The sequence below is a fragment of the Roseivivax marinus genome, from assembly GCF_900109705.1.
In the GTDB taxonomy this organism is placed as follows: domain Bacteria; phylum Pseudomonadota; class Alphaproteobacteria; order Rhodobacterales; family Rhodobacteraceae; genus Roseivivax; species Roseivivax marinus.
Genome location: NZ_FOAI01000006.1, coordinates 255,814 through 274,873 on the forward strand (window position 1 = coordinate 255,814; position 19,060 = coordinate 274,873).

Below are 19,060 nucleotides of genomic sequence, written 5' to 3' on the forward strand. Positions count from 1 at the left end.
TGCTCAGCCTCCTTTTGGTGAGGCCTTGGTGAGCAAACTTCGCTCCGAACGCATGAATGTCCACCGCCTCGTGGACAGTCCGATGCCAGCAGAGACCGTGGGCTGGGCGTCGGGCTGGACCCGAAGTCGGACCGCGAGACGCGATCAGAAAGAACGTCCCGATCCACCCATGCATTCAGGCAAGCGCAACCGACCCGCTATCGCAAACGACGCTCCCCGATTGGAACACGGAGCATCACACCGCGAAGGCCTCGGACGGTCTGTTGATTGGATGGGGGGCAAGTGGCGGAGAGGAAGGGATTCGAACCCTCGAGACGGTTTCCCGCCTACACACTTTCCAGGCGTGCGCCTTCGACCACTCGGCCACCTCTCCGCCGCGCGGTCTAGCGGAAGGCGGTGGGGGGATGCAAGCGGGTTTCGGTGAGCCGCGCCTCGACCGCTCACGCGCTATTCCGGGTCGCCGTAGGACGAGGCGCTGCCGCGCTTATGGGGGCGCGGCATGGGGCGCGTGCCCTGCCCTTCGCCGGCGAAGGCGCGGTGGGCGGACTCGCCCTCGCCCACCAGCGTTTCGGGGTTGCGCAGCCACAGGTCGCGCTGCGGGAACGGGATCTCGATGCCCTCGGCGGCGAAACGCTCGGCGATCTGATGGTTCATCTCGGTCTTCACCACGAGGATCTCGAGCACGTCCACCAGGAACACCCGGATCTCGAAGTTCAGGGCCGAGTTCTCGTATCCCGCGAAGTAGATGAACGGCTCGGGGTTCATCAGCACAAGCGGATGCTCGCGCGCGATGGACATCAGGATGCGCTCGACCTTGCGGGTATCGGTGCCGTAGGCGACCGAGATCGGCACGATGAGACGGCCGATGGTCTTGCCGCGGGTGTAGTTCGTCACCGTGCCCGAGATGAAATCGCCGTTGGGCACGATCACGTCGAACATGTCGAAGGTCTCGATCCGGGTGGAGCGCACCGAGATCGCCTTGACGAAGCCCATGTGGCCGTTGACCTCGATCCAGTCGCCCTCGCCGATCGGGCGCTCGATCAGCAGGATGATCCCCGATACGAAGTTCTGCACGATGTTCTGCAGGCCGAAACCGATCCCGACCGACAGGGCCCCGGCGACGATCGCCAGCGACGACAGATTGATCCCGGCCACCGCGAAGGCTGCCAGCGCCGCCAGCAGGATGCCCAGATAGCCGATGCCCGAGACGATCGCGTTGCGCCCGCCGAGGTCGATCCGCGTCTTGGGCAGAACCGCCGAACGCAGGCCCCCCTGCAGGAGCCGTGTCATGCCGTAGCCGATCACGAAGATCAGCACGAAGGTCAGCATGTTGGTGGGCGAGATGCGGGTGTCGCCCAGCGTGAAGCCCGCGCGGAAGGCGGCCCAGATCTCGGTCAGGTCGGTCACGCGGGCGCCCCAGATCAGCGCCAGCGCCGGAAGTGAGGCGAGCGTGAGGATGAAGCCCGTGGCCACGGGGACGAGCGAGTTCGTCTCCTCCACGGTCTGCTTGGTCACCAGCGCATAGAGGTCGGACACGAAGCGCAGAAGCACGAGGATCGTGGCGCCCAGGACCAGCGTCCGGATCGCGGGGAAGACCAGCGCCTCGGTTATGTTCGCATAGCCTGCGGCAGCGAGAATGGGCGACAGGACCGCCACGGCCATCGTGCCCCGGCCGAGAAGCCGTGCGACCCGAAGTCGGAACATGATGCCCTCGGGCGGCTGCGTGGCGCCGCTCTCGTCGTCGGGCTCCGGCGCATCCGGCGTGGCGCGGGAAAGGATCTGCCCCAGACGGAACAGCACGATGCAGGCCAGCACGATCAGCGGGAAGTCGAGCACCGCGATCGTGGCGTCGTCGTAGCCGTCCAGCTCGGCCAGGGCCATCCGGACGCGACGCAGGATCAGAAGCACGCCAAGGAACGCCGTGTAGTAGCGCGCCTCGCGTCGGCGGTATCGGCCGATGGGCAGGGTCGCCTCGTCGTCCTGGGCGGCGAAGGTCTGCGCGGCGAGCCACACGAGGTAAAGAAGGATACCGAGCCAGAACGGCACGCCGTAAAGCAGTTCGAGCGACCGCTCCGACAGGAGACCCGACACCTCGGCCGCGGCCACGATCGAGAAGATGCCCGCCAACGGCAGGAAAATCTCGCCAAGCGACAGCAGGAAGCGCCAGACCCCTGTGCCGCGTCGCGTGCGCTTGCGGAGCCAGTTCACCGATTGCTCGGCGACCATGTGCCCACGACTCAGAAGCAGCACCCCGAGGGTGCCCAAGACGATCACCAGCGGCAGGTTCGACAGCAGTTGCTCGCGCGCCTCGGCCGACGTGATCGGGCTGTCCGGCAGGCTGAGGGTCAGGCGCACCGAGGTCATCAGCGACTCGAGCGCGGCCGGCCAGTGGACAGGGTTCACCGGCGACGGCCCGCGAGACAGCAGCAACTCGGCCTGACGTTCGCGCAGGGTCTGGTCGATCTCGCCGATCAGACCGTTTGCGCGGGTAAAGGCCTCTTCTGCGGCGACCACGGGCGCACGGGCTTCGGCGAGCTGCCGTTCCAGCTCGCGCCGCCGCTCGGCGATCTCGGGGCGTTCGCTGCCCTCCTCGGGCGGAGTGCCCAGCGCCTCGAGTTGCGAGCGCACGGTCTCGACCCGCTCGCGCTCGGTGTCGCGGGTGGAGGCGAACTGCGCGCGGTAATCGGCGATCTGCGCCCGGAGCGTCTCGAGCTGATCCTCGTTGCCCCGGTCTTCCTCCAGAGCCGTCTCGGCCCGTTCCGCCGTCTCTTCCCAAGGAGCGTAATCGGCGGGCACGCCCTGCGCCATTGCGCTCCCTGCCGCGGCGCACGCGACGATGAGCGACAGGACGAGGGCGCGGACCAGCCCCCGCATGGCGGGTCTCACGTGTCCTCGAAGACGCCGGGGATGGAGGCGGGCGCGCGGTCGAGCCACGGCGGCGTCGGCAGGCCCTTGTTGCGCAGGAAATCAACGTTGAAGAGCTTCGACTGGTAGCGGTTGCCGAAGTCGCACAGGATCGTGACGATGGTGTGCCCCGGCCCCATCTCGCGGGCCATGTGCATCGCACCGGCCACGTTGACGCCGGTCGAGCCGCCCATGACCAGCCCCTCGTGCTGCAGCAGGTCATAGACCACAGGCAGCGCCTCGGCGTCGGGGATCCGGCGCACGAAGTCCGGGGTGAAGCCCTCGAGGTTGCCGGTGATCCGGCCCTGCCCGATGCCCTCGGTGATCGAATCGCCGGGGTTCTCCTCTCCGGTGTAGAGCTTGAAGAGCCCCGCGCCCTCGGGGTCGGCAAGACCGACCTTCACGCCCTTCGGCTGGAGCGCCATGCCGACGCCCGCGACGGTGCCGCCCGAGCCGGCCGCGCAGATGAAGCCGTCGACCTTGCCGCCGGTCTGCTCCCAGATCTCGGGACCCGTCGTCTCGACATGGGCCTGCCGGTTGGCGGTGTTGTCGAACTGGTTGGCCCAGATCGCGCCGTGGGTCTCGGTCCTGGCCAGTTCCTCGGCCAGGCGGCCGGAGTAGCGCACGTAGTTGTTCGGGTTCTTGTAGGGGACCGCGGGCACCTCGACGAGCTCGGCACCGGCCAGGCGGATCATGTCCTTCTTTTCCTGGCTCTGGGTCTCGGGGATGACGATCACGGTCTTGAAGCCCAGCGACCGGCCCACGAGCGCGAGGCCGATGCCGGTGTTGCCGGCGGTGCCCTCGACGATGGTGCCGCCGGGCTCCAGCAGGCCCTTCTCCATCGCGTCGCGGATGATGAACAGCGCGGCGCGGTCCTTCACGGACTGGCCGGGGTTCATGAACTCCGCCTTGCCGTAGATGTCGCAGCCGGTCTCTTCGGACGCCTTGTTCAGGCGGATCAGCGGGGTGTGTCCGACGGCGTCGGCGAGATCGGTGGCGATGCGCATGGCGCCCTCCTTCGGTTCCTTACGAGGGGTGTAGGTCCGCCGGGCGGCAATCTCAAGCCGCGGCACGCAGCCGGTCGCGATGACGTGCGAGCCAAAGGAGCATCATCGCCAGCGGTCCGACGTTGATCTCGCCGGTTTCGATCAGTGCCATGGCCCGGTCGAAGGGCACCACGTGGCTGCGAATATCCTCGTGTTCGGCATCGAGCCCGGCGACCGTGCCGTGCTGCCCCCCGAGGTCCGCGATCCCGAGGAAGCAGTGGAAATATTCGCTGGTGTAGCCGGGCGAGGGATAGACCTGCATCATCGGCTCCAGTCCCGAGAGGTCCAGCTGCGCCTCTTCCATCGCCTCTCGCCGGGCGGTGCCGGCGGGCTCTTCGCCAGCATCCACCAGCCCTGCGATGGGTTCGAGCATCCACGGCGTGGGGTCTTCGCGCAGAACCGGGCCATAGCGGAACTGCTCAATCAGCAGAACGCAATCGCGCACCGGGTCGTAGGGCAGCACCAGCGCGGCGTCGAAGGCCGCGAAGCCCTCGCGCTGCACCCGCTCGGACACGCCGCCGCCGAAGGTGCGGAAGGACAGCTCGAACCGGCGCAGGCGGAAAAAGCCGTCGTAACCCGGCAGGAAGCGCAAATCCTGGATATCATCGCGGGTCATCTGCGCGCGCAGCTCCTGCGGCGCCCCGGCGCGGCCGCGGATGCGGGCCCAGGCGCGCGCCTTGCGGGCGAAGGGCGGCGCGGGCTCCGCCCCCTTCTCGACCGCGGCCATGACCTCTTCGGCCGCGAGCGCGGTGATCTCGCCCCAGCGCGCGACCCACCCCTCGAAGTCCCACGCACCGTCCGTCCGCCAGCGTCCCGGCTCGGGGAAGTAGGCGTGCGCGGCGGCCGGGCCGTCCGGCGTCTCGACCCGCACCTCGCGCAGATGAAATCCGAAATCGCCCTCGTAGCCGTCGAGCCGGGCCACCTCCCGCGCAGTAAGCCCCTCGATCAGCAGCCCCTCGGCGCGGGCGCCCTCCTCGGCCACGAGCAAGGGAAAATCCTCGTCCGCCACCGCGGCGGCGACGTGACCGGGCAGCGCCGCGGGGCGCGTCCCGCAGGCGTCGGGATCACGGTCGAGCACCCGCGCGAGAAGCGGAACGTGGCGCAACGTCCCGAAGACGAACAGCGAAGTCATGGTGGGCGATCAGCTCCAGTGGCGGTCAGTGACCTCGGCCACGTAGCCCGCGACGAGGGCGCCAAGCAAGAGCGTCCCTAGAACGGCGGGATCGGTCAGCAGGACTGCATATTCCGCCATCAGTTCGAACGCCGCGCCGATGGCTTCGATGGCACCCTTGTAACGCTTTTCGAAGGACCGCTCGACCATCACCGCGAAGGAATGGATCGCCAGGCACCAGACCACCATCGCCACGACCCCGGTGAAGCCGTTCGACACCGCCGCCGACCAGCCCCGCCCCACGCGCGTACCGATCACCCGCCATCCGCAGAGAAAGCCCACGACGGCGTTGACGTAGGAGAACATTCCGAAGTCGGTGCCCGAGGGCAGCAGCGTCTTGATCATCTCCGAGACGGCATAGGCCAGCGCCGCCAGAAGCAGACCTGCGATCAGTTTGGCGGCGGTGGGCATGGCGGTTCAGCTCGGTCGGGTCACGGTGATCTGGGTGACATCGCAATTTCCGCTCGCAAAGGTCGCGGCGCACGACGTCAGGTAGAAATTCCACATCCTTCTGAAGCGTTCGTCAAACCCAAGTCGCGACACCTCGTCCCATTTGTCGTTGAACGTGTCGTGCCAGCGACGCAGCGTCTGACTGTAGGAGTGGCCGAACTCGATCGAGCGCGCGACGTCCAGGCCCGCCCGCGCGATCTCGTCGCGCAGCACCACCGGCGAGGGCAGCATTCCGCCGGGGAAGATGTACTTCTGAATGAAGTCGACGCCGCGGCGGTAGACCTCCCACCGCCGGTGCTGGACGGTGATGATCTGAAGCGTGGCGCTGCGGCCGGGCTTGAGCCGGTCGCGCAGGGTCGAGAAGTAGACAGGCCAGTAGCGCTCGCCCACGGCCTCGAACATCTCGATGGAGGCGATGCCGTCGTAGTGTCCGCGCTCGTCGCGGTAGTCCTGCAGCTTGAACTCCACCCGGTCCGACAGCCCCGCCCTGGCGATCCGCTCGCGGGCATAGTCGTATTGCTCGCGGCTGATGGTCAGGCCGGTGACTCGCAGGCCCCGCTCCTTCGCGGCATATTCCGCGAACCCGCCCCAGCCGCAGCCGATCTCGAGCACGTGGTCGCCGGGGCGCGCGCCCATCTGGTCGATCATCGAGGCGTACTTGGCCTCCTGCGCGCGCTCGAGGCTTTCCTGGCCGGTTTCGAACAGGGCCGAGGAATAGGTCATCGTGTCGTCGAGCCAGAGCCCGTAGAAATCGTTCCCGAGATCGTAGTGATGCGCGATGTTGCGGCGGGCCTGCGCCTTCGAGTTCGACTGCAGCCAGAACCGGAACTTCTCGTAGGTCCGCACGAGGCCGATGCCGGGGAAGCCGTCGTAGATGTCCTCGTTGTCGGCGTGGACGAGGTCCATGAACGCCATCAGGTCGGGCGTGGACCACCACTGGTCGAGATACGCGTCGCAGAAGCCGAGATCGCCCTCCCGCAGAAGCCGGGCGAAGAGGTCGGGGTTGTGGACCCACACCTCGGCCACCGGCCCCGGCTCACGGCCCTCGGCGCGGAAGCGTCGGCCGTCCGGCAGGACGAAGTCGAGCCGGCCTCGGTTCAGGCCCTGCGCCATCTCGAACACCCGTGCAAAGTAACGCGGCAGCCCGCCTTGCCCGGCCGTGTCGGTCAGGATCCTGTCGGTCATGTGGTCTCGTCCCTGTCTTGTCGGCGCACGGACCGCGCCGGCAACCTTTCGTTAAGTTTCACGCTATAGCCGCGCCGAGGTCGGCGGCAAGCGGCCCGCGCGCATCGGTCGCGGACCTGTGTGCCACGGCATACGGATCGCCGGGGCGGTCAGAAGTCGCGGTTCTCGTAAGCGGCGAGCGCACGCTTGCGCCCCTCCCCCGCCTCGACGATGGGATCGGGATAGGCATCGTCGGGTGAGATCGCCCAACTGCGCGGGATCGCGTCGAAATAGGCCAACGCCTCGTCGGGCGGGCTTTTCTGCCCCTCGGCGATCCAGCGGTTCACGTAGGCGCGCTTCTTGTCGAAGCGGTCGAGCTGGGTCTCGGGGTTGAAGACGCGGAAGTAGGGCGTCGCATCCGGGCCCGAACCCGCCGACCACTGCCAGCCCATCGAGTTCGACGCCGGATCCCAGTCGATCAGGCAGTCCTCGAACCACTCCATGCCGATCTTCCAGTGGCACATCAGGTGCTTGCACAGATAGGAGGCCACGATCATCCGGCCACGGTTGTGCATCCGCCCGGTCACGTACATCTCGCGCATCGCTGCGTCGACGAAGGCCATGCCGGTGCGGCCGCGCTTCCACGCGATCACCTCGCTGCGACGCTCGTCCTCGTTCCAGGGGAAGGCCGCCCATTCCTCGCGCCAGTTGTCATACAGCAGGCGCGGCGTGTGCCACATCAGGTGATAGGCGAACTCGCGCCAGACGAGCTCTTGCAGGAAGGTCCCTGCCCCGGCCTTGCCCTCCTCCTCGGCGCGCACCCCGGCGTGCCAGCACTGGCGGGGGGTGATCTCGCCCAGGCTCAGGTTTTCCGAGAGGTTCGAGGTGCCGTTCTGCGAGGGGATGTCCCGGCCGTCGTCATAGCCCTCGACCTTCGAGGACATGAAGGCGCCCAGCCGCGACTGCGCGGCGCCCTCGCCCAGTTGCACCCACGGCCTTACCACCTCGGCACCCCGGTCCATGCCGGCGCCCAGCGCCCAGTCCGCGAGGCTGTCGCTGTCGGGCCATTCGGACGGCGGCGCAAGGTCCGACGGCGTCGATAGCGGCGTCTCCACGTCACGGTCCTTCACGGCGCGCCAGAACGGCGTGTAGACCTTGTAGAACTCGCCCTGCTTGGTCTCGACGGTCCACGGTTCGAACATCAGGTGGCCGGCGAAGCTCTCGGCCTCGACACCGCGCTCCTTGAGCGCCGCCTTCACGGCGGTGTCGCGCTCCACGCTGACCGGATCGTAGGCGCGCATCCAGTAGACCGCGCCTGCGCCGGTTTCCTCGACCAGTTGCGTGATCGCGTGCTCGGCGGGCCCGGCGCGCAGGATCAGGCGGCTCCCCTTCTCGGCCAGCGTCTCGGCCAGGTGCTCGACCCCGAGGCCCAGCCGCCACGCCGGTGCCGTGCGCAGCATCCGCACGCCCTCGTCCTTGAGGAAGACCGGAATGACCGGGCCGCCCCGCTTCAGCGCGGCGTGCCAGGCAGGATGGTCCGACAGGCGCAGGTCGCGGCGATACCACAGCAGTGTGGGCGTTTCGGGCATGGGCGTCTCCTCGGAACGTGACCCATGCGAACCTAGGGCGCGGAACGCCCGGGCAAGACGCGGGCGACCGGCGGCTACAGCACCTCGTCCAGCGCGCCGATCAGGCGATCGACCTCGGCCACGCTGGTGTAGTGGGTAAAGCTCAGCCGCAGGACGCCACGCTCGGGGTCCACGCCCATCGCCTGTAGCGCCCTGACCGCATAGAAGTGCGAGGCCCCCGCGATGATACCGCGCTCGGCCAGCGCCTCGGCGGCCTCGACGGGCCGCGTGACGGACAGGGTTACCGTGGGCGCGCGGCTCCCGGGGTCCGCGGGGCCGAGCAGACGCACATCGTTGCGGTTGGTGACGGCCTCCAGAAGCGGTTTCAGCAGTTGCACCTCGGCGGCGCGCATGACGTCGTGGGCACCTTCGGGTGCGACGCCGTGACGGTCCGCCAGAGCCTCGAGGTAGTCGGCAATGCCGGCACATGCCGCGATCTGCGCGTGGTCTGGCCCGGCCGGCGTGAACCGCTTGTAGAGGGTATCGGCGTTGAAGAAATGCGCCTGGTTCGGCAGCAACTCTCCGAGCGCGGGGCGCATCACCATGATCCCCTGGTGCGGCCCGTAGGTCTTGTAGGCAGAGAACAGGTAGACGTCGGCACCGGTCGCACCCACATCCGGCAGCCCGTGGGGCGCGTAGCTGACCCCGTCGACGCAGGTGAAGGCACCCGCCGCGTGGCACCGCGCGACGATCTCGGCCACCGGATTGATCTCGCCCACCACGTTTGAGCAGTGCGGAAAGCAAACAAGCCGCACCCGCTCGTCCAGCAGCGCGTCCAGCGCCTCGGGGTCGAGATGGCCGGTTGCAGGGTCCATCTTCCACTCGCGCACCTCGATACCGGCCTCGGCCAGCCGCCGCCACGGCCCGGAATTCGCCTCGTGGTCCTGGTCGGTCACCACGATGGCATCGCCGGGCTTGAGGAACGACCGGAAGGCCTGCGCCAGGACGTAGGTGTTCTGCGTGGTCGAGGGACCGAAGGCGACCTGCTCGGTCTCGACGCCCAGAAGCCGCGCCAGACGCCGCCGCGCCTCATCCATCTCTGCGCCGCCCGCCGCGGAGGGCGCCGCGGGCCCGTAGGGCTGCATCTTGCGCTCTGTGTAGAAGCGGGTCAGCCGGTCGATCACCGGGCGGCAGGCATAGGAGCCGCCGGCATTCTCGAAATGCGCCCAGTCCGCCGTGGCCTCGGCTGAAAAGGCGGGGAACTGGGACCGGACCCAGTCGATGTCGAGCGTGGTCATGGGCGTCTCCCGTCGCGAGCGTGATCGTCGCCGCGCACCGAACGCCACCCCGCGCCCGAGCGCAAGACCGCCCCCCGCAACAGGCCGCGGATCCTACGAAAAAGGCCGGCCCCGCGCGTGGCGGGGCCGGCCCTTTTGTCGTGGCCGTCAGGCCGGAACGGTCAGCGCGGCTCCGTGCGGAGACCTTGCAGGATCGACCAGCACAGGAACAGCAGGATGATTGTGAAGATGATGCCCGTCGCGTTCACCATCGCCTGCAGCGCGGTCAGACCGCCGCCAATCAGTAGCACGATCGCGACCACGCCCTCGGTCGTCGCCCAAAACACCCGCTGCGCGGTGGGCGCCTCGGTCTTGCCGCCGGCGGTGATCGTGTCGATCACCAGCGAGCCCGAGTCCGACGAGGTGATGAAGAACACCAGCACCAGAACGATACCCAGCGTCGAAGTGATCGCGGTCAGGGGAAGATCCCCGAACATGGCGAACATCGCGATCGCATCGTTGTAGCTGGAGATGACGTTCTGGTAGACGCCGCTCTCCGCACCCATGTTCGCGACCTGGCTGATCGCGGTGCCGCCGAAGACGGCCATCCAGAATACCGACACGAGCGACGGAATCAGGATCACGCAGGTGATGAACTCGCGCACTGTCCGGCCGCGGCTGACGCGGGCGATGAACATGCCGACGAAGGGCGACCAGCTGATCCACCACGCCCAGTAGAACGAGGTCCAGCTCTCGCGGTAGGAATCGTCGCTCCGGCCGAACGGGTTCGACAGCGGCACGACATCACGGGCGTAGGTCGACAGACCGGTCCAAGCGTCCTGCAGGATCTGCATGGTCGGACCGACGAGGAACACGAACATCAGCAGCAGGAATGCCAGCGCCATGTTGATGTTCGACAGAAGCTTCACGCCGCCGTCGATACCTCGAATGACCGAGACCAGCGCAACGGCCGTCACGCAGATGATGACGATGATCTGCACGTTCAGCGAGTTCGGCGTGCCGTAGACATAGTTCATGCCCGCCGTCGCCTGCTGCGCGCCGAGACCCAGCGAGGTGGTCAGGCCGAACAGCGTTGCGAACACGGCCACAATGTCGATCACGTGCCCGGGCCAGCCCCAGACCCTGTCCCCCATCATCGGATAGAAGGCCGAGCGGATCGAGAGCGGCAGCTGCTTGTTGTAGGTGAACAGTGCGAGGCTCAGCGCCACGACCGCGTAGATCGCCCAGGGGTGGAGACCCCAGTGGAAGATCGTTGCGGCAAGACCGTGGGCGCGCGCTTCGGCCAGCTGGGCCGGGTCCACGTTGCCGTCCGGGCCGACCGGGCTTTGCAGGCCGAGCGGGTTGGACTGGGTCATGTGGTAGACCGGCTCGAGCACGCCGAAGAACATCAGACCGATGCCCATGCCCGCGGCGAACAGCATGGCGAACCACGACAGATAGCCGAAGTCGGGCTTGGCGTCCGTGCCGCCCAGACGCACCGAACCCCAGGGGCTGACGATCAGTGCGAGGCAGAACACCACGAAGATGTTCGCGGCCGACAGGAAGAACCAGTCGAACGTGGTCGTGACGAAGTTGAAGAGCCAGTTGAAGACCGCCGAGGCCTGATCCTGGAAGATCAAGGTGACCAGCACGAAGGCGACCACCGTCAGCGAAGAGATCAGAAAGACCGGGTTGTGGATGTCGAAGGTCAGGGGCCCGACCTTCGTCTGGATGTTGTCCTGGCCGACCTCGTAGGACGTGTCGATCGTGTTCACGTCCCCCGAGGGCGACGGGATGTCTAGGGATTCGTTCGAAGAATCCGACATGACGTTCGCTCCCCTTCCTGTTTTCAGGTTATGCGTTGCATTCGGTCGCGCAAGACACGAGCGAACGAACCAGCCTGTTGGCCGGTGCCCGCCGCACCCGCACATCGCGGCCCGTTGACCGCCCGGTAAGGTGGACTTTAGGTCGCACCCGGCCTTTGACCACGTTTCCGCCCGGGAGTCATCCGTCGAGCGGACTTGCAAATGACAGGTTTCGGCCCGGCGGGCAAAATCGCGGCATCCGTCACGGTGGGCGAGCCGGTCTCTCCCGGCCAACCGCCTTCCACCTTTGGGGAAACCGCCGGCCTCCGGATTTCACCCGATAATGAGAATTTGCGGCGGAATCCCCTTTGCACGGACGACCGGGGCGCCTATGTTACAAACTGTCTCGGCAACGGGACTATGGGCATAAACGCGCTCGTAATAAGCGGATCGGACCCGGGGGCGGTACCCGGCGGCTCCACCAAACATCCCGTCGTTGGGGGATCATGGGGCCGAAATAGGATCGACGAACGTGTAAAGGGGTGGCTTTGTCCCGGTGAGATACCACCGTTATCGGTTCATTAAGCATAATTGCCAACGACAATCGTGCTCCGGTTGCCCTCGCTGCGTAAGCAGTGCGGAAAACCGATCTTTGAAGCCCAGCTCCTCTAGCAAGGACTGGCGGGGTTCGCAGGCACCTGGCAACAGAAGCCTGCACTACTTCCTTCATTGCCAAGATCCGAACGGCTCCCGACCGCGAGCGCCGCTTATCATGCTGACGTCACATCCCGCAGCCAAGGTGCGCGGATGACATCACCGACCCGCGCCGACCTCGCGCGCATCTTCCATCGCATCGGCTGGCTGTCTTTCGGCGGCCCGGCCGCACAGATCGCGCTGATGCATCGCGAATGCGTGGACGAACGCCCTTGGCTGACAGAGCGACAGTTCCTCAACGCCCTGAGCTTCTGCATGTTGCTGCCCGGTCCCGAGGCGATGCAACTCGCCACCTATGTCGGGTGGCGCCTGCACGGGATCGCCGGTGGCCTTATCGCGGGCGGGCTGTTCGTGGCGCCGGGGGCTTTGGTGATCGCGGTGCTGGCGCTGATCTACGCGCAGGTCGGCACGGCCCCCGCGCTCGACGCGGTGCTTCTCGGCGTGAAGGCGACCGTCATCGTGATCGTGCTGCAGGCGCTGTTGCGACTTGCGCGCAAGGCTCTGACCGGCGCGGACATGTGGGGTCTCGCGCTGGTGGCATTCGTCGCGATCTATGCGCTCTCGGTGCCCTTCCCCGCCATCGTGGCCGCGGCCGCGGCCTATGGCTGGCTACGCGGCAGGGGCACAGACGCCGTGCCCGAGGCCGCCGCGCCCGCCCTGCCCCTGCGGACCATCGCCGTCTGGGCGGCGCTCTGGCTCGCGCCGCTGCCGCTTCTGTGGCTGGCCGGGTCCGAGCTTTACCTCGCCCTCGCCGCCTTCTTCGCCAAGCTTGCCGTGGTCACCTTCGGCGGGGCCTACGCCGTGCTCGCCTACATGTCCGAGGTCGTGGTCGAAACGAACGGCTGGCTGGACGCGGGCCAGATGATCGACGCGCTGGGACTGGCCGAGACGACGCCCGGGCCGCTCATCCTCGTGACGCAGTTCGTGGGAATGCTGACGGGACATGCCTCCGGTGGTGTCACCGCGGCGCTAGCGGCCGGGGCACTGACGTTGTGGATGACCTTCGTGCCATGCTTCCTGTGGATCTTCGCGCTGGCCGGACAGGTCGAGGCGCTGCTCGCGCGTCCGCGCCTGCAGGGCGCGCTTTCGGCGGTGACGGCGGCGGTGGTCGGGGTCATCCTGAACCTCTCGCTCTGGTTCGCGCTGCACGTCCTATTCGCCTCCGTCACCGAGGTCGGCCCCACAGATCTGACGGTCCCGGTGCCGGACAGCCTCGATCCGGCGGCGCTGGCTCTCGCGATCCTCGCCGGCGTCCTGCTCCTTGCGCTGCGCCGCGGCGTCGTCGTGACGCTCGCGATCTGCGCCATGGCGGGGGCCGGGCTGGGCGCTTTCGGCCTTGCCTGACGGCACCCACCTCCGCGGTGCGGCATTTTTCCCTCATGCCCTTTCATCTCCGGGCGAATCTCATATGCTTGGCGCAACGCAGGGAAGGACAAGCGGTCATGTCCCAGGGCATAGATTACGGAAACCTGATGCATCGCGCGATGCGCGGCCTGATCCAGGAGGTTCTCCAGGATGTGGCTGCGCGCGGGTTGCCGGGCGACCACCACTTCTTCATCACCTTCGACACCGGGCATCCGGACGTCGAGATCGCCGACTGGCTGTCGGATCGCTACCCGGGCGAGATGACGGTGGTGATGCAGCACTGGTTCGACGCGCTCGAGGTTACGGACGAAGGCTTCGCGGTGACGCTCAACTTCGGCGATGCGCCCGAGCGGCTCTATATTCCCTACGACGCGATCAAGACTTTCGTGGACCCATCGGTCGAGTTCGGCCTGCGCTTCGAGACGCAGGACGGCGACGATGACGACGTGGAAGAGGCGGACTTCGCCGAGGTCGAAGACGACGGCGAGGACGAGAAGCCGCAGAAGGACGCAGAGGTCGTCAGCCTCGACAGCTTCCGCAAGTAAGCCAAGCCGCCTGCCGCGTCTGGAGTTGGCGCCGAGCCCCTCGATTCTGCGAAAGCGCCCCGCGTCCGCCGCGGGGCCTTCTTGTTTCGGCCACAGCGCGCGGGCACGGTAGCGCCATGAGCGACGACGCCTCCGACCGTCCCGTCTATCCCGGCGGGATCGATGCCGTGCTGACCCAGATGGAAGGGCGGCGCGACCCGTTCACCTATGCCGAGGGAGAGGGCCTGCCGCCGCTCGACCTGCGCTTCGCGCCCCTGCGCGACCGCATCGTCGGCGACCCTGACGCGGACGCCGCCGAGGCGCCCCCCTTCCGGTCGTCCTACCACCGCAAGCGCCACGCGCTCCGCCGCGAGCTGACGGGCCAGAGCGAGCTGGTGTTCCTCAATGCCCTGCTGATCTCGCACCTCCGCAAGCGGTCCTGGCCCACGCACGCGCCGGCCCTCTTCCGTCGGCTCTGGGCCGAGGAGGGCGCGCACCTGATCGAACGTCTCGATCCGAGGTGGCTGGTCTCGTCGGTCTCCACGTTCGGAGATCACGGCGCGACGGCCGCGCAGCGCAGCCTCGGGCTCGCGCTGTTCACGCTAATGGGGACGATGAAGCTCTACGAGTTCGAGCGGCTGCATTCCGGGCACGGGCCGGACACCGCCTTTCCTCTAGACCGCCGGGTGGACGCTGCGCTGCCGCTCCGGATGGATCCCTATTCGCTGACATCGGGCGGCCTTGACGTGAACCTGATCGGACGGCTGTGGCGCGAGGCCGAGGGCGACGCCGTGCTCGGTCCGCCCGCGCGGCGCCTGCTGACGCTGCTGATCCACGAACCGGCAAGCCTCTTTCGCCGCCTGCAAGTCATGCGGCAACGCAAGGCGAGAGCCGCCGCGCGGCCCCGTCCCCTGCCCGCCCCACGGGATCCTCCGCGCTGGGGTCTGGTGGCGACAGTGGACGCCGCCGCCGCCGACATCGCCCGCTTCGTCGCGCATCACCTCGAACTGGGCGCTACGGCGCTGCACCTCTACCTCGACACGCCCAACGCGGAGGCCGAGGCGCTGTTGCGCGAGCGCCCCGAGGTCAACGTGACCCGCTGCGACGCCGCCTACTGGTCGGCCACCGGACGCGCACGGCCGGACGCCCACCAGCTGCGGCAGGTCCGCAATGCAACCGCCGTGCTGCAAGGCACCGCGCCGGACCTCGACTGGCTGGCCCATATCGACGTCGACGAGTTCCTGCTGCCGGAGGGTGACATCGCGCAGGCCTTGCGCGGCCTGCCCCACGACACGACCTTCGCGCGGATGGCCCCGGTCGAGCTGCTCGCGCCCGCACCAGGCGAGGTGCCGCGCCACTTCAAGCGCACGCATCGCGCCGCCGGTCGCCCTCCCGCGGTGGTCGAGGAGATTTACCCGACCTTCGGACTCCATCTCGACGGCGGCTTCGTGAGCCACGTCTCAGGAAAGGTCTTTGCCCGGCCCGGTCAGGAGGGCGTGCGCTTCGGCATCCACACCCTGCGCCGGGGCGGCGCGCACCTGACAACCGAGCACGCCGTGTCGGGCGTCGCGCTCGCGCATCTTCACGCGGCGAGCTGGGAGCATTTCCGCGACCGCTTCGCCTTCCGCCGCGCGCGCGGCTCCTACCGGGTGCGCGAAGACGACGGCGACCGCATGAGCGTCGGCCAGATCCTCGGCTTCCTGCGCGACACCGAGGGCGAGGCAGGCTTGCGCGCCTTCTTCGACGAGGTCTGCCGCGACGGGCCCGACCTGCGCGCCCGCCTCTGCGCGCACGACATGCTGGTGACCCGCCCTCTCGACCTCGACGGCGCGGTGCGGCGCGTGTTCGGCCAGGTGCCTGCGTGACCCACTGGGGTCTTGTCTGCACGACGAATGCGGCCGCCGAGGCGGTGCTGGACTTCGCGGCCTGGCATCTGGAGGCGGGCGCGCACCGGCTGTTCATCTACCTCGACGCGCCCGATTCACGCACCGAGGCGGCACTGGCCGCGCATCCGCGTATCAAGGTCACCGTGACCGACGCCGCGTGGTGGGAGAAACGCAACGGCCGCCCCGACCGCCATCAGAACCGACAGGCCCGCAACGCACGCCACGCCTATAATCAGCTGTCGCGCGACCTCGACTGGCTGGGTCATATCGACGTGGACGAGTTCCTTCTGGCGGAGCGGCCGGTCGCGGACCACCTCGCCGCCCTGCCCCCGGACGCGCTGACCGCCCGGGTGCGCCCGGTGGAGCTGCTTGCCCGCGGCGACGGCGACGCGCCAGGTACGCGATCGTTCAAGACCTTACCGCTGGATCAGGCGCGGCGACAGCACGCGGCGCGGGCCTGTTTCGGGCACTGGGCCGACCATCTTTCGGGCGGGTTTCTGAGCCATGTGGCCGGCAAGGTTTTCGTCCGCACCGGGCTCGAGCGCGTGCAGATTCGCATTCACAACGCTTTCGTCGGCGAGGATCAGAACCCCGGCATGGTCGAACTGCCGGACCTGCCGCTTGCCCACGCCCATGCGCCCGACTGGACGACCTTCGCGGCACACTACCGGTTTCGCCTCGACCGCGGCTCCTACCGGTCGGAACTGAAGCCACAGGCGCGCGGACCTGCGGCGCTGTCGCTCAACGCGCTCTTTGCCGGGATCGAGGCGGAGGGCGGAGAGCCCGCGCTGCGCGCCTTCTACGACGAGGTTGCCGCCGCGACGCCCGCGCTTTGCAATGCGCTCGAAGCCGAAGGCACGTTGATCCGCCGCCGCTTCGAACCGAAAACGTGGCGGCTGCGCCACTTTCCCGGACACGTTGACGTGCTTGTGCCCGAGCGTCAGGTCACGCCAGATTGACCAAGCCGTTAATTTTGGCTAACAAGCGCCCGCAGGCGATGGTCGAGGACCCTCGCTTCGCAAGCCGTGCCCGACGAGCACCCACGACCGGCCGACCGATGGCTGCGGGGCACGAGCGTCCCGAACGACCGGGGCCACAGCGCCCGACACCGACGCCGAGGGCCGATCCGGCCCGATACTGACGAGACGCGCGGGCCGATGGTGTCCGCACAGAGCGGATACACATGACGAAATTCAACGAACTGAACCTCAGCCCCAAGGTGCTGCAAGCCGTCGAGGAAGCCGGCTATACGACGCCGACCCCGATCCAGGCGGGCGCGATCCCGCCCGCGCTCGAGGGCAAGGACGTGCTGGGCATCGCGCAGACGGGCACCGGCAAGACGGCCTCCTTCACGCTGCCGATGATCACGAAGCTGGCCCGCGGCCGCGCCCGCGCCCGGATGCCGCGCAGCCTCGTGCTTTGCCCGACGCGCGAGCTTGCCGCGCAGGTGGCCGAGAACTTCGACACCTACTCCAAGAACGTGAAGCTCACGAAGGCGCTGCTGATCGGCGGCGTGTCCTTCAAGGAGCAGGACCAGCTCATCGACAAGGGCGTGGACGTCCTGATCGCGACGCCGGGCCGCCTGCTCGACCATTTCGAGCGCGGCAAGCTGCTGCTCACCGGCATCGAGGTGATGGTGGTCGACGAGGCCGACCGGATGCTCGACATGGGCTTCATCCCCGACATCGAGCGCATCTTCTCGCTGACGCCGTTCACCCGGCAGACGCTGTTCTTCTCGGCGACCATGGCGCCCGAGATCGAGCGCATCACCAACACCTTCCTGCAGGCGCCCGTCCGCATCGAGGTGGCGCGGCAGGCGACCGCGTCCGAGACCATCGACCAGCACGTCGTCATGTTCAAACCCTCGCGCCGGGACCGCGCCGACAGCGAGAAGCGCCGCACCCTGCGGATGCTGATCGAGGCCGAGGGTGAGAAGCTGACCAACGCCATCGTCTTCTGCAACCGCAAGGTTGACGTGGACGTGGTGGCGAAGTCGCTGAAGAAATACGGCGTCGATGCCGCGCCGATCCACGGCGATCTCGACCAGTCGCAGCGCACCCGCACGCTCGAAGGCTTCCGCAAGGGCGACCTGCGCGTGCTCGTGGCCTCCGACGTGGCCGCGCGCGGCCTCGATGTGCCGTCGGTGAGCCACGTGGTGAACTACGACGTGCCCAGCCACGCCGAGGATTACGTTCACCGCATCGGCCGCACCGGCCGCGCGGGCCGCGATGGCAAGGCGATCACGATCTGCGCCCCCAAGGACGAGAAGAACCTCGAGGACGTGGAAAAGCTGATCCAGAAGAAAATCCCGCGTCTGGACGATCCGGGCCGTCCGGCCAAGGCAGCAACGCCGGCCAAGGCCGCCGAGGAGACCGAGACCAAGGCGGAAGAGCCCAAGGCCGACGCCGCGCAGCCCCAGCCAGCGCAGCCGGAGGCGGCGGCCCCTGAGGCAACAAGCCCGGCCGAGGACACGAAGACCGAGCGCAAGGCCGAGGGAAGCGGCGGCCGCTCCCGGCCGCGCGGCAAGTCCGACGAGGGCGGGCGCGGCAAGAGCCGCTCCGGCTCCGGCGGCGGCAACAAGGACAAGGGCGACCGGGGCAAGTCGAACAACCGCCGCGACGACAACGTCGTCGGCATGGGCGACCACCTGCCCTCCTTCATCGCCATGAGCTTCGAGGAGCGCCGCGCCAGCTGAGGCCGCCTCCGCATTCGAACCAGAGAAGGGCGTCCCCGCCGGGGGCGCCCTTTCTCGTTGCGCGGTGGCGGCTCGTCCGCGCCGCGTCCCCTCTGCCTGACGGGGCACCCTTTCGATCGAACCGTCCCACGGCCGCGATGTGCTAACCTTGTTCCGTTCGACAGCCCGATCGGAGACCGCCATGCCCGCCATCGACATCCAGCTTCTCGAAGGCGTCTTCTCTCCCGAGGAGCACGCCCGCCTCATCGAAGAGGTCACCGCCGGCTTTCGCCGGGTGGCCGGAGAAACCCTCGCCGCCAACCTGTCGGTCCGCGTCCACGAGATCCGCAGCGGGGCGTGGGGTTACGGCGGCACCGTCCTGCGGACCGAGGACGGACAGGCCATGCGCGAGCGCGGCTAGCAACTGTATCTGTCAGGTAGCCGGAGCGGCCCATTTCTGACGGTTCCTGCACAGCGCGTTCGCGATGGTTACGAGCTTTCGGGCAACCGCG

The 19,060-nt window shown here is 68.0% G+C and carries 14 protein-coding genes, 1 tRNA gene and 1 other RNA gene; 7 read left to right on the forward strand and 9 right to left on the reverse strand.

Translation table 11 applies throughout. The features are described 5' to 3' along the window. Positions 1-283 precede the first annotated feature (283 nt). The 9 genes from BMX29_RS09910 to BMX29_RS09950 all read right to left on the reverse strand — a co-directional run bounded on the left by BMX29_RS09910 (position 284) and on the right by BMX29_RS09950 (position 11,406). Positions 284-373 (reverse strand) — tRNA-Ser (locus tag BMX29_RS09910). A 74-nt stretch (positions 374-447) separates the two neighbouring features. Then, entirely contained in the window at positions 448-2,874 is a 2,427-nt protein-coding gene (locus BMX29_RS09915; RefSeq protein ID WP_092812333.1) for a DUF3772 domain-containing protein, read from the reverse strand. A gap of 8 nt (positions 2,875-2,882) precedes the next feature. Next, positions 2,883-3,911 carry a cysteine synthase A gene (locus BMX29_RS09920; RefSeq protein WP_043845979.1) on the reverse strand — a complete coding sequence of 343 codons (1,029 nt, stop codon included), beginning with the start codon at positions 3,909-3,911 and terminating at the stop codon, positions 2,883-2,885. 52 nt (positions 3,912-3,963) lie between these two features. Next, positions 3,964-5,082, reverse strand: a complete 1,119-nt coding sequence (locus BMX29_RS09925) for an NUDIX domain-containing protein (RefSeq protein ID WP_092812335.1) — start codon at positions 5,080-5,082, stop codon at positions 3,964-3,966. A 9-nt stretch (positions 5,083-5,091) separates the two neighbouring features. Then, positions 5,092-5,532, reverse strand: coding sequence for a TrgA family protein (locus BMX29_RS09930; RefSeq protein WP_043845975.1), 441 nt, complete (start codon positions 5,530-5,532; stop codon positions 5,092-5,094). Between the two features lie 6 nt (positions 5,533-5,538). After that, the gene (locus tag BMX29_RS09935) at positions 5,539-6,756 is read right to left on the reverse strand and encodes an SAM-dependent methyltransferase (RefSeq protein WP_092812337.1); all 1,218 of its coding nucleotides are present in this window, start codon (positions 6,754-6,756) and stop codon (positions 5,539-5,541) included. 149 nt (positions 6,757-6,905) lie between these two features. After that, complete coding sequence (locus BMX29_RS09940) at positions 6,906-8,324, reverse strand: cryptochrome/photolyase family protein (RefSeq protein WP_092812339.1); 1,419 nt, start codon at positions 8,322-8,324, stop codon at positions 6,906-6,908. A gap of 74 nt (positions 8,325-8,398) precedes the next feature. Continuing rightward, positions 8,399-9,601 (reverse strand): aminotransferase class V-fold PLP-dependent enzyme, encoded by a 1,203-nt coding sequence (locus BMX29_RS09945; protein ID WP_092812341.1) that lies wholly within the window; start codon positions 9,599-9,601, stop codon positions 8,399-8,401. Between the two features lie 161 nt (positions 9,602-9,762). Continuing rightward, a complete protein-coding gene (locus tag BMX29_RS09950) occupies positions 9,763-11,406 on the reverse strand; it encodes a BCCT family transporter (protein WP_092812343.1) in 1,644 nt (547 codons plus the stop codon). Positions 11,407-11,748: 342 nt separating this feature from the next. Here BMX29_RS09950 and ssrA point away from each other — a divergent pair. The 7 genes from ssrA (at position 11,749) to BMX29_RS09985 (ending at position 18,969) form a co-directional block, all read left to right on the forward strand. After that, positions 11,749-12,104: a transfer-messenger RNA gene (ssrA, locus tag BMX29_RS09955) on the forward strand. Positions 12,105-12,192: 88 nt separating this feature from the next. Continuing rightward, positions 12,193-13,443: a chromate efflux transporter gene (gene chrA / locus BMX29_RS09960; RefSeq protein WP_092812345.1), complete on the forward strand. Its 1,251-nt coding sequence runs from the start codon at positions 12,193-12,195 to the stop codon at positions 13,441-13,443. 98 nt (positions 13,444-13,541) lie between these two features. Further along, positions 13,542-14,009, forward strand: coding sequence for an SspB family protein (locus BMX29_RS09965; protein WP_043845968.1), 468 nt, complete (start codon positions 13,542-13,544; stop codon positions 14,007-14,009). Positions 14,010-14,125: 116 nt separating this feature from the next. After that, on the forward strand, positions 14,126-15,853 hold the full coding sequence (locus tag BMX29_RS09970) for a glycosyltransferase family 2 protein (protein ID WP_092812347.1): 1,728 nt from the start codon (positions 14,126-14,128) through the stop codon (positions 15,851-15,853). Continuing rightward, the gene (locus BMX29_RS09975) at positions 15,850-16,833 is read left to right on the forward strand and encodes a glycosyltransferase family 2 protein (RefSeq protein ID WP_092812349.1); all 984 of its coding nucleotides are present in this window, start codon (positions 15,850-15,852) and stop codon (positions 16,831-16,833) included. The genes BMX29_RS09970 and BMX29_RS09975 overlap by 4 nt, the downstream gene beginning before the upstream one ends. Positions 16,834-17,057: 224 nt before the next feature. Beyond that, positions 17,058-18,569, forward strand: coding sequence for a DEAD/DEAH box helicase (locus BMX29_RS09980; protein WP_092812351.1), 1,512 nt, complete (start codon positions 17,058-17,060; stop codon positions 18,567-18,569). A gap of 181 nt (positions 18,570-18,750) precedes the next feature. Next, positions 18,751-18,969 carry a tautomerase family protein gene (locus tag BMX29_RS09985; RefSeq protein WP_092812353.1) on the forward strand — a complete coding sequence of 73 codons (219 nt, stop codon included), beginning with the start codon at positions 18,751-18,753 and terminating at the stop codon, positions 18,967-18,969. Positions 18,970-19,060: the final 91 nt, after the last annotated feature.

Bases quoted from the DNA above. Each gene is read 5' to 3' on its own strand.
- BMX29_RS09915 (WP_092812333.1), bottom strand. From the start codon at position 2,874: ATGCGGGGGCTGGTCCGCGCCCTCGTCCTGTCGCTCATCGTCGCGTGC.
- BMX29_RS09920 (WP_043845979.1), bottom strand. From the start codon at position 3,911: ATGCGCATCGCCACCGATCTCGCCGACGCCGTCGGACACACCCCGCTG.
- BMX29_RS09925 (WP_092812335.1), bottom strand. From the start codon at position 5,082: ATGACTTCGCTGTTCGTCTTCGGGACGTTGCGCCACGTTCCGCTTCTC.
- BMX29_RS09930 (WP_043845975.1), bottom strand. From the start codon at position 5,532: ATGCCCACCGCCGCCAAACTGATCGCAGGTCTGCTTCTGGCGGCGCTG.
- BMX29_RS09935 (WP_092812337.1), bottom strand. From the start codon at position 6,756: ATGACCGACAGGATCCTGACCGACACGGCCGGGCAAGGCGGGCTGCCG.
- BMX29_RS09940 (WP_092812339.1), bottom strand. From the start codon at position 8,324: ATGCCCGAAACGCCCACACTGCTGTGGTATCGCCGCGACCTGCGCCTG.
- BMX29_RS09945 (WP_092812341.1), bottom strand. From the start codon at position 9,601: ATGACCACGCTCGACATCGACTGGGTCCGGTCCCAGTTCCCCGCCTTT.
- BMX29_RS09950 (WP_092812343.1), bottom strand. From the start codon at position 11,406: ATGTCGGATTCTTCGAACGAATCCCTAGACATCCCGTCGCCCTCGGGG.
- chrA (WP_092812345.1), top strand. From the start codon at position 12,193: ATGACATCACCGACCCGCGCCGACCTCGCGCGCATCTTCCATCGCATC.
- BMX29_RS09965 (WP_043845968.1), top strand. From the start codon at position 13,542: ATGTCCCAGGGCATAGATTACGGAAACCTGATGCATCGCGCGATGCGC.
- BMX29_RS09970 (WP_092812347.1), top strand. From the start codon at position 14,126: ATGAGCGACGACGCCTCCGACCGTCCCGTCTATCCCGGCGGGATCGAT.
- BMX29_RS09980 (WP_092812351.1), top strand. From the start codon at position 17,058: ATGACGAAATTCAACGAACTGAACCTCAGCCCCAAGGTGCTGCAAGCC.
- BMX29_RS09985 (WP_092812353.1), top strand. From the start codon at position 18,751: ATGCCCGCCATCGACATCCAGCTTCTCGAAGGCGTCTTCTCTCCCGAG.